General features: G+C 68.4%; 9 protein-coding genes and 1 pseudogene. 2 read left to right on the forward strand and 8 right to left on the reverse strand.

Translation table 11 applies throughout. The features are described 5' to 3' along the window. Positions 1 to 152: 152 nt before the first annotated feature. The 5 genes from VB737_RS04155 to VB737_RS04175 all read right to left on the reverse strand — a co-directional run bounded on the left by VB737_RS04155 (position 153) and on the right by VB737_RS04175 (position 3990). Positions 153 to 668 carry a PulJ/GspJ family protein gene (locus VB737_RS04155; protein WP_500311370.1) on the reverse strand — a complete coding sequence of 172 codons (516 nt, stop codon included), beginning with the start codon at positions 666 to 668 and terminating at the stop codon, positions 153 to 155. A 4-nt stretch (positions 669 to 672) separates the two neighbouring features. Continuing rightward, positions 673 to 1263 (reverse strand): pilus assembly FimT family protein, encoded by a 591-nt coding sequence (locus tag VB737_RS04160; RefSeq protein WP_500311372.1) that lies wholly within the window; start codon positions 1261 to 1263, stop codon positions 673 to 675. Beyond that, positions 1263 to 1865, reverse strand: a complete 603-nt coding sequence (locus tag VB737_RS04165) for a type IV pilus modification PilV family protein (RefSeq protein WP_500311375.1) — start codon at positions 1863 to 1865, stop codon at positions 1263 to 1265. Before VB737_RS04165 ends, VB737_RS04160 begins: the two co-directional genes overlap by 1 nt. A gap of 6 nt (positions 1866 to 1871) precedes the next feature. Then, positions 1872 to 3416, reverse strand: coding sequence for a hypothetical protein (locus VB737_RS04170; protein ID WP_500311377.1), 1545 nt, complete (start codon positions 3414 to 3416; stop codon positions 1872 to 1874). Between the two features lie 286 nt (positions 3417 to 3702). Next, positions 3703 to 3990: a NifU family protein gene (locus tag VB737_RS04175; protein ID WP_323305474.1), complete on the reverse strand. Its 288-nt coding sequence runs from the start codon at positions 3988 to 3990 to the stop codon at positions 3703 to 3705. Positions 3991 to 4129: 139 nt separating this feature from the next. Between VB737_RS04175 and lepA the strand changes: the two genes are divergently transcribed. Next, positions 4130 to 5938 carry a translation elongation factor 4 gene (gene lepA, locus VB737_RS04180; protein WP_323305475.1) on the forward strand — a complete coding sequence of 603 codons (1809 nt, stop codon included), beginning with the start codon at positions 4130 to 4132 and terminating at the stop codon, positions 5936 to 5938. Between the two features lie 230 nt (positions 5939 to 6168). On the opposite strand, the gene VB737_RS04185 is transcribed toward lepA, so the two are convergent. The 3 genes from VB737_RS04185 to VB737_RS04195 are packed head-to-tail and all read right to left on the reverse strand — an operon-like array spanning position 6169 to position 7465. Then, positions 6169 to 6771, reverse strand: a complete 603-nt coding sequence (locus VB737_RS04185; RefSeq protein ID WP_500311381.1) for a hypothetical protein — start codon at positions 6769 to 6771, stop codon at positions 6169 to 6171. 50 nt (positions 6772 to 6821) lie between these two features. Beyond that, on the reverse strand, positions 6822 to 7244 hold the full coding sequence (locus VB737_RS04190; RefSeq protein WP_500311383.1) for a putative toxin-antitoxin system toxin component, PIN family: 423 nt from the start codon (positions 7242 to 7244) through the stop codon (positions 6822 to 6824). Next, positions 7241 to 7465: an AbrB/MazE/SpoVT family DNA-binding domain-containing protein gene (locus VB737_RS04195; protein WP_190548793.1), complete on the reverse strand. Its 225-nt coding sequence runs from the start codon at positions 7463 to 7465 to the stop codon at positions 7241 to 7243. The genes VB737_RS04190 and VB737_RS04195 overlap by 4 nt, the downstream gene beginning before the upstream one ends. Before the next feature lie 103 nt (positions 7466 to 7568). Between VB737_RS04195 and VB737_RS04200 the strand changes: the two are divergent. Next, positions 7569 to 7926: pseudogene (locus VB737_RS04200) on the forward strand (hypothetical protein); the annotation flags it as partial.

The following is a 7926-nucleotide window of genomic DNA, read 5'->3' on the forward strand; positions in this document are numbered from 1 at the left end:
CTCGGCCTCGCTGCGGCAGGCCGCCCGCTGGCCCTCGCCCACCTCCACCGCCGGTCGCCGGCACCCCGACAGCAGCAGCAGGGGCAGCAGCAGGAACGGCAGCAGGAGCGCCGGCCGCGGGGCCGGGGGGCGGGCACGCATGGGGGCGGCGGTCAGGGGTAGCTGGATGTGCGCGAGCGGCTGGAGCTCGACAGCCCGGTGAACGACGCCCCCAGCCCGTCGCTGAGGGCCAGGGTGTAGGCCGGTTCGCGGCTGTTGGTGAGGGTGGGCGAGAAGGCGTCGACGTTGGTGAGCAGCACCGAGGACACGTTGGCTGTTCCGCTCGCCAGGTTCAGGGTGCCGTTGTCGTTGATGGGCGGGCCCGTCCGGGTCATGGTCCGGGTGCTGCCGTCATAGGCGTAGGTGATCGTCTGCCCACCCGCCAGGGTGAGAGTGAGGGACGTGCCGGGGACGGCCGTGGCTGCGGCCGATTCGGTGATCTCGCTGTCGAGCAGGTGGTTGATGCGGCCCCAGTGGTCCTGCAGCCGCCGCAGCGATTCCTGCTGGGAGGACACCCGGATCTGGGTCACCATCACGTTGCTGCCGGTGGCGAAGATCACGCCCATGATCACCGAGGTGATCAGCAGCTCGACCATCGTGAAGCCCCGGTGGGAGTTGGGGTGGTTCATGGCGTCAGAGGGTGCCTCCGTAGCTGCTCTCCGGGCAGGTGCCGCCGCTGGAGTTGCTGGCGCCCACACTGATCAGGCCCAGGCCTTCGGAGATGCGCACACAGCGCATCGGCCCGCCGCTGCCGGCCAGGGAGATCTGGATCACCACCGGGGCGGTGAGCTGGGTGTCGGCGGCCGCGGCGTTGACCGTGCCGCGGGGGGTGAACTTGAAGCTGGTGGCGCCGCCCGGGGCGATCGAGTAGGTGGAGGCGCCGAGGGTTTCGCTGATCTGCATCGGCTGGCCGGTGAGGCAGTTGTTGGCGATGGTCGGGTTGGCGATGGCGGTGCCGGCGATCAGCTCGGACGCGGTGGCGAGGGTGGCGCCGCCTGTCAGGTTGCCGCCGCTGATGGTCACCTGGCAGGCATTGCCCTTCAGGGAGGTGCGCCGCACCCCCTCCAGCCAGCCCGCCAGTTCGGTGGCCACCGCGTTGACCCGCTCGCGCCGCCATTCATTGCCGGAGGCGCTGAGCCCGACGGCGGAGAGGATGCCCACGATCACCACCACCACGGTGAGTTCGATCATGGTGAAGCCGGCATGGGAGGGGTGTTGTTTCATCAGGGGCACCAGGAGACGGTGGTGGGCACGAGCGTGACCCGGCGCAGCAGCTCGCCGCTGCTGCTGTTCGTGTAGGTGATCGTGTAGCGGTGAAGGTTGCGCATCACGTTGGTGCCGAATTCACTCACGGTCTGCTGCCCCTGGTTGGCGCTGTCGATGCTGTAGGTGATGCCGGCGGCCGTGAGGGCCGCTGGGGGGGCGCCGATGTCGGCCACCAGCTGGCTGATCAGGCCGGTGGAGTTGCACAGGGCCTCGAAGAGCTGGCCGGCGCTGCTGTTGCCGTCGGCGGCTGTGGAGGTGGGCGGTGGGAAGAAATCGTTCTTGCCGAGCTCGGCGCTGCCCAGGCTGGTGCAGGTGCCGCTGCTGCAGGTGTAGCGATCGTTGAGCCGCCGCACCCGGGCCAGATCGGTGTCCACCAGCGCCTGCTGGCGGTAGCGGGTCTCCGCCGCCGCCGAGGAACGGTTGGACTCCACGAACAGCACCGAGGTGCCGGTGAGGGCCAGCACCAGCAGCACCGACGACACCATCAGCTCCACCAGGGAGAAGCCGGCGCCGTGGCGACGGCGGTGCGGGGGGAGGGTGGCGGTACGGAGGGGTTTCACGGCGGCTCAGGAGTAGGTGTGACGCCTGACGGCTCTGGTGACGTAATCGATCGCGAAGGTTTCATAGAGGGAGTCGTCGCCGCCGCAGAACTTCATCAACCCGCAGACGCTCTCCAGATCGCTCGGGGAGATCGTCACGGTGATGTTGCCGTTGGCGCGGAAGTCGTTCGTCCAGATCACCCCCTTGAAGTCCGGGGTGCCGCCCATCTCGATGTTGCCGAGGGGGAAGTAGAGGAACATGCTCTGCGAGGCGCCGTTGCCGTTGCCCAGGGAGAGGAACTGGGCCCCGCAGGGGGCGGGCGCGCCGGGGCGGCAACCGAACAGCGCCAGGTCGGCGGCGCGGGGGGCGCCCTGGGTGGTGGTGGTGCAGGTGATGGCCCCGGCATCGGAATCGCACTGGAAGATGCCCGAGGAGCCGTTGCCCCGCGAGACGCTCTTCTGAGCGCTGGTGGAGGCGTTGGGGAAGTGCAGCCGCACCGGGATCGTGGTGGCGGCGGTGGGGCCGCTGGTGTCGAAGAACAGCTCGACGTTGTTACCGGTGCTGAGCCGGTTGAGGCTGCAGGAGATGGTCTGGAACGGGCCTGGAGGTGAGGCGCCGCCGTTTTCATCCTCCCGTGTGCAGAGGCTGTTCCAGGGGGCGGGCCAGCTGGCGAAGTTGCGGCTGGCGAGGGTCAGGTCGCTGCTCACGGTCACGTTGCAGCTGGCCGGTGGCGTGGCGCTGCGGCAGGTGACGTTGGCGGTGGGCAGCGGCGGCGGCAGGTTGACGTCGACCACGTTGACGCTGGTGTTGGCCAGGCCGTCGACGCAGCCCGACGGGCTGGTGGCGATGCAGGTGACCGGATCGACGTTGAGGTTGTAGGCACCGCCGGAGATCACCAGATCGCCGGTGTTGTCATCGGCGGCGCCGGCCACGAAGCCGAAGCCCGGGGCCAGGCTGCAGCGGCGGATGTCGTTGCCGAAGCTGTTCCCCAGGCCGCGCAGGCTGCGGTCGAGGCACTTGGGCACCACCTCCAGGGTCTGCTGCAGGGTGCTGGCGGCCACGACGGAGCCGCCGCGCAGGGCGAAGCCGCGCACGGTGAGGGTGAGCTGGCCGGTGGAGGGGGGCACGGCGGCGGCCCCGGTCATGGGGTTGGCCAGGGTGCCCTGGCGCACCGTGGCGGGGGTGGCGCCGGAGCAGTCCACATCCACGAGACGCCAGCGCTGCTGGGAGCCGTCGCCGATGTTGATCGTCTGGGCGGTGGGGAGGACGCCGGCGCTGGGGAAGGTGGCGCCCACGTTGGCGAAGGCCCGGCCGTCCGGCACCTTGACGGCGTTGTTGACGGCGATGGCGGCGGGTGTGGAGGTCTCGAGCAGGCAGGCGTTGACCAGCAGCTGGCGGTTGCGGTGGCGGTTCAGCTCACTCACCACGGCCGCCATGCCGCTGTCGGCGGCGGCCCGGGCATCCCGGCCCTGGCTCTGGTAGGCCGAGGCCAGCTCCGCCAGGCTGGAGCGCTTTGCCATGGCCAGCCCGCCGAGGAGCACGGCCAGCACGATCAGGAAGCAGGCCACCATGAACCCGCTGGCATCGGTGGGGTGCCGCCGCCCGTGGTGGGGTCTCCGGGAACCCGCCAGCGATGACAGAAGCAGCCGGCATGTCATCGCTCCAGGCCTCCTCCGACGCGGACAGGAACCTCAGTCGCCGCAGCATTCCTGCTGCACCTTCAACGTACGCCCGGATCGCCCCGGGGCCTTGAGGAGCGTTACGCCATCGGCTGGGGGAATCGGAAGGGCCGGCTGACAATCCGCCATGAAAAAGCCCCCCGGATGGGGGGCGAGCGCGGGTTTATTCCGGCAGGGTTCAGAGCACCTGCACCACTTCGTTCACTTCGGGGATCGCCTCGCGCAGCTTGCGCTCGATGCCCATCTTCAGGGTCATGGTGCTGCTGGGGCAGGACCCGCAGGCGCCCTGCAGCCGCACCTTCACCACCGGGCCGTCGATCTCGACGATCTCGACGTTGCCGCCATCGGCCATCAGGTAGGGGCGCAGCTCGTCGAGCACCCGCTCCACGTTCTCGATGGTGAGGGCGCGGGGGTCGCTGTCCACGGCGGGGGCTGTGGTGTCGGGGCTGGCGGTGTCGGTGGTCATGGGGGATGCAGGGAGTCGTTCGGCCAAGCTTAGGGAGGCTGGCGCCCTCCGGGCCGGGGGCGCCGGGGGACCTCCCTAGGATCGCTCCAGCTTCTTCCGAGGCGGCCTGAGTGATCGGGCGCCGGCCTGATCCAACCCCATGACCGACGTTCCCGCCCAGCGGATCCGTAACTTCTGCATCATCGCCCACATCGACCACGGGAAATCCACCCTGGCCGACCGCCTGCTGCAGGACACCGGCACCGTGGCGGCCCGGGACATGCAGGCCCAGTTCCTCGACAACATGGAGCTGGAGCGGGAGCGGGGCATCACGATCAAGCTCCAGGCCGCCCGCATGGAGTACAAGGCGGCCGACGGCCAGACCTACATCCTCAACCTGATCGACACGCCGGGACACGTCGATTTCTCCTACGAGGTGAGCCGCAGCCTGCTGGCCTGCGAGGGCGCCCTGCTGGTGGTGGATGCCAGCCAGGGGGTGGAGGCCCAGACGCTGGCCAACGTGTACCTGGCGCTGGAGAACGATCTGGAGATCATTCCGGTGCTCAACAAGATCGATCTGCCCGGGGCCGATCCCGATCGCATCAAGGCGGAGATCGAGGCGATCATCGGCCTCGACACCTCCACGGCCATCAACTGCTCCGCCAAGACCGGCCTGGGGGTGCCCGAGATCCTGCAGGCGGTGGTGGATCGGGTGCCGGCGCCGCCGGACCAGGCGGATGAACCGCTGCGGGCCCTGATCTTCGACTCCTACTACGACCCCTACCGGGGGGTGATCGTCTACTTCCGGGTGATCAGCGGTGTGATCGCCCGCAAGGACAAGGTGCTGCTGATGGCCAGCGGCAAGGTGGTGGAGCTCGACGAGGTGGGGGTGATGGCGCCGGACCAGCGCCAGGTGGACAGCCTCCATGCCGGTGAGGTGGGCTACCTGGCCGCCTCGATCAAGGCGGTGGCCGATGCCCGCGTCGGCGACACCATCACCCTGGCGGCCAACCCGGCGAGCGAGCCGCTGCCCGGTTACGCCGAGGCCACGCCGATGGTGTTCTGCGGCCTGTTCCCCACCGATGCGGATCAATATCCCGACCTGCGGGAGGCCCTCGACAAGCTGCAGCTCTCCGATGCGGCACTGCAGTACGAACCGGAGACCAGCAGCGCCATGGGCTTCGGCTTCCGCTGCGGCTTCCTCGGCCTGCTGCACATGGAGATCGTGCAGGAGCGGCTGGAGCGGGAGTACGACCTCGATCTGATCGTCACCGCGCCCTCGGTGATCTACCAGGTGAACATGATCGACGGCAGCACCCTGATGGTGGACAACCCCGCCACCCTCCCCGATCCCCAGAAGCGGGAATCGATTGAGGAGCCCTACGTGAAGCTGGAGATCTACACCCCCAATGTCTACAACGGCGCCCTGATGGAGCTGTGCCAGGAGCGCCGGGGCGAATTCATCGACATGAAGTACATCACCACCGACCGGGTGACGCTTCACTACGAGATGCCGCTGGCCGAGGTGGTGACGGACTTCTTCGATCAGATGAAGAGCCGCACCAAGGGCTATGCCTCGATGGAGTACAGCCTGATCGGCTACCGCCGTAACGAGCTGGTGCGCCTCGATGTGCTGATCAACGGCGAGAAGGCCGATCCCCTCACCACCATCGTGCACCGCGACAAGGCCTACAACGTGGGCAAGAGTCTGGTGGAGAAACTCAAGGAGCTGATTCCCCGGCAGCAGTTCAAGATTCCCATCCAGGCCTCGATCGGCAGCCGCATCATCGCCAGCGAGAGCATCAGCGCCATCCGCAAGGACGTGCTGGCCAAGTGCTACGGGGGCGACATCTCCCGCAAGAAGAAGCTGCTCAAGAAGCAGGCCAAGGGCAAGAAGCGGATGAAGGCCATGGGCCGGGTGGAGGTGCCCCAGGAGGCCTTCATGGCGGTGCTGAAGCTGAATCAGTGAGCGGGCTCTGAAGCGGCGGGCCGGGCCTGAATCGGAAGGATCCGCGCCCTTTCGTGCAGCGCCTGGACTCACCATTTCGCTGCGCCAAGCGGATTCTGTACAGGATGTACAGATCTGGACATCATGCTGGCCGAGCCTCAACGTCCCCTGGCTGCGCCTCAATGTCCCCTGGCTGCGCCTCAATGTCCCCCAGGCGATCGCGCGATTCCTCCCGGCCCCACCACCCGTACCTAATCCGTCGAGCGACGCCGATGCTGCTGCACCGGCCCGGTGCCGTCGGCGCGGAAGAACAGGGCCGGGGTGAGCCCCAGCCGCCGCATCTGGCGCCGCCCCTGGCGGCGGATCAGCAGCAGCCCGGCGCCGGTGACCCCCTGCAGCAGCAGGGTGGTGCCCAGGCGCACGGGGTTGAGCAGGCTCTGATGCAGGGGCGAGAGGGGCGCCGACTGTCTCTGGCCGAACAGGGTGGCGGCGTCATGGATCGTGACCGCCGGCAGCAGCAGCAGTAGGACCAACCCCAGGGGCAGCAGGGTGCGGTGCAGGGCGCCGGTCCAGGGCTGCTCACGGTGGTGGCGGCGATGGCCGCCGCCGAGCAGATAGAGGCCGAACCCGAGGGGCAGCAGCGGCAGGGCGGGGGAGAGGCCGATCAGGCCGTTGAGCCGGTCGGCGGGGGCCTCGACGCTGGCGAAGCTGCCCGCCAGCAGCAGGGTGGCCAGCTCCAGCACCAGCAACACCAGCCCCACCAGCCGCAGCTGGGCCAGGGAGTAGTCCAGCTGGTGGCGATGGACGATGCTGTCGACCTCATCACGGGTGTCCCTGGGCCGGCGATCGTTCATGGGGCGCTGGGGTGTCCTTCCCATGGCAACACTGACAGGCGAAGCCCGGATCAGGGGTTGTCAAGCCAGATCTGAAACTCAGCGGGCGTCAGGATCAACAAAGGGAGTGAGGGGTGCTTCAGGGCGAGCAGATCGGCATCGCCGCTGACGAGGACCGGCACGTCGGCCGCCAGGGCCAGGTCGAGAAACATCTGATCCTTCGGGTCACGAACCTGGAACTGACCAGACTTGATGGAGCCGGCATGGGTTTCACACCATGGCAGCACATCGGCCAGCAGCCGATCAATGTCGGCCCGTGTGAGCCGAAACTTGGGGTAGGCGAGCACACGGATCAGTTCGCGGGCAGAGGACTCGCTGACCACAGGTCTGATGGCGGCTGTCTGCCAGGTCCGGCGCAACCAGGCCAGGCGGCCGTTCTCAAACAACAGCGCCGAGATCAGCACATTCGTGTCGAGAACAACGCGGATCGTCACTCCTGGCGAGACCATGCCACCGCGGCGGCCACATCCGCTTCCGTGATGCCCAGCTCCTCCAGGCGGGATCGAACATGGGAGGCCGCATTCGGGTGGACGGGGGTGAGCACGATGCGTCCGTTCTCGGTGGCCACCTCGTAGTAATCAGCGATCCCCACGGCCTCCACCACGGCCTTGGGCAAGGTGAGCTGGTTCTTGCTGGTGCGCTTGGCCAGGACCATGAACGCCGCCGGCTTTGTCCGGATGAAAGGATTCCTTACTTTAGGCCGGCTGTCGCTGTTGACCCCTTGGGGGAACGTTCAAAAGGCGTTCGCTGCCACCGCCATGTCCACGTTGCACCGCCACCGCCATCGCCACCCCCTTCGCCACAGCGCCCGGGAGCAGGGATTCGTCCTGCCCCTGGCCATGGGGGCCTCGATGGTTCTGCTGCTGGGCAGCCTTTCGGCCCACACCGTGAGCCTGCAGGCCCGGCTGCAGGGGATCCGGGAGCAGCAGCAGCGCCGGGCGGAGGACCGGCTGGCGTCGGCGGGCCAGCATCTGCTGGCGGAGCTGCACCGCAGCCACCCCTGCCTGCTGGCGCTGCCGCTGCCTCAGTGGGACGTCCAGGGCCTGAGCTGCGCGCCGGCGCCCACGATCGCGGCCCTGCGCCAGGGCCAGGTGCTGGGGGCCACCTACCGCCTGG

The sequence above is a fragment of the Synechococcus sp. BA-120 BA3 genome (genome assembly GCF_034931285.1).
Lineage (GTDB): Bacteria > Cyanobacteriota > Cyanobacteriia > PCC-6307 > Cyanobiaceae > Cyanobium.